The 1,449-nt window shown below is 49.0% G+C and carries 3 protein-coding genes; all 3 read left to right on the forward strand.

The window, feature by feature from the left end:
* Positions 1-570, forward strand: a 570-nt coding sequence (locus tag I6F53_RS20035) for a DUF2815 family protein (RefSeq protein WP_231616657.1), incomplete at its 5' end; no start/stop codon positions are given.
* Positions 570-1,016, forward strand: coding sequence for a hypothetical protein (locus I6F53_RS20040; protein WP_231616658.1), 447 nt, complete (start codon positions 570-572; stop codon positions 1,014-1,016). The genes I6F53_RS20035 and I6F53_RS20040, both read left to right, overlap by 1 nt.
* The coding region (locus I6F53_RS20045; protein WP_197240926.1) for a peptidoglycan recognition protein family protein at positions 1,013-1,449 on the forward strand (437 nt) is incomplete at its 3' end. The genes I6F53_RS20040 and I6F53_RS20045, both read left to right, overlap by 4 nt.

Here is a 1,449-nt window from a genome sequence, read left to right on the forward strand (position 1 = left end):
GTATCCAACGACGACCCTCGCTGTCAGAAAATGATTGACGAGATTGTCGAAGCCCACGAAACGGACTATGCTGCACGTCTCGAAGAGTACGAAGCTAACCCGCCGAAAGTTGTCAAGGGTAAGAAACCGCTGAAGCCATACGTTGGCGACATGCCTTTCATGGATAACGAAGATGGAACCACTACGTTCAACTTCAAGTGCTACGGCTCGTTCACTGACAAGAAGACTGGTGAGAACAAACCAATCGACTTGGCTATTGTGGACTCCAAAGGTAAGCGCATTCGTGGTGAGCGTCCGGCTATCTCCGGTGGTTCTGAACTGAAGATTAAATACACCCTGTTCCCTTATGGCTGGTCTGCTGTGGCAGGTGCTTCCGTTAAGCTGCAACTGGATTCCGTGATGCTGATTAAGCTGGTCGAGTTCGGTGGTGGTGGTGAAGGTGACTGGGCAGACGAAATCGAAGAAGATGGCTATGTTGCTGATGAAGCACAGGCCCGTAAGCCTCAGAACGACTCTGGCTGGGATGAAGAACCAGAAGAGGACGATGAAGACGAAGATGGTGATTTCTAATGGCTAAGGGTTATGCAGGTCGAGGCACTCGTGTGGGTGCCTTTCGCTCTGGCTTGGAGGATAAGGTAAGCAAGCAACTCGAAGGGAAGAACATTAAGTTCGACTATGAGCGTTGGCGAGTACCCTATGTTATTCCTGCAAGCAACCATACCTATTGCCCGGACTTCCTGTTACCTAATGGCATCTTTGTGGAAACCAAAGGTCTGTGGGACAGTGAGGACCGAAAGAAACACTTGCTGATTCGTGAACAGTATCCTGAACTTGATGTTCGCATCGTGTTCTCTTCAAGCCGCTCCAAGCTGTACAAAGGGTCTCCGACCAGTTACGGTGAGTGGTGCGAGAAGCATGGCATTCTGTTTGCTGACAAGTTAATTCCAGTTGATTGGCTGAAAGAGCCTTCTAAGGATGTTCCATTCGATAAATTTAAAGAGGTGAAGAAGAAATGAGTAAGGTACAATTCAAACCACGCGCTGTGACAGAAGCAATCTTTGTCCACTGTAGCGCAACCAAAGCGTCCATGAATGTTGGGCTGCGTGAAATCCGTCAGTGGCATAAAGAACAAGGCTGGCTTGATGTAGGCTACCACTTCATTATTCGCCGTGATGGGACAATCGAAGAAGGCCGTACGGTCGATGTCGTAGGGTCTCACGTTAAGGACTGGAACAGTAAGTCAGTCGGTGTGTGCCTCGTAGGTGGCATTGATGATAAAGGTAAGTTCGAAGCTAACTTTACGCCAGCACAGATGCACTCTCTTAAAGAGAAACTTGCATACCTGCTGGACATGTATCCAGATGCTGAAGTGAAAGCTCACCATGACGTTGCACCTAAAGCCTGTCCGTCCTTCAACTTGAGCCGCTGGCTGAAGACTGGAGAACTGGT

The sequence above is a fragment of the Pseudoalteromonas sp. SWN29 genome (genome assembly GCF_015864465.1).
Classification (GTDB): Bacteria; Pseudomonadota; Gammaproteobacteria; order Enterobacterales; family Alteromonadaceae; genus Pseudoalteromonas.

What these genes read in the sequence shown, in the direction of transcription:
- I6F53_RS20040 (WP_231616658.1), top strand. Translation starts at nt 570, where the DNA reads ATGGCTAAGGGTTATGCAGGTCGAGGCACTCGTGTGGGTGCCTTTCGC.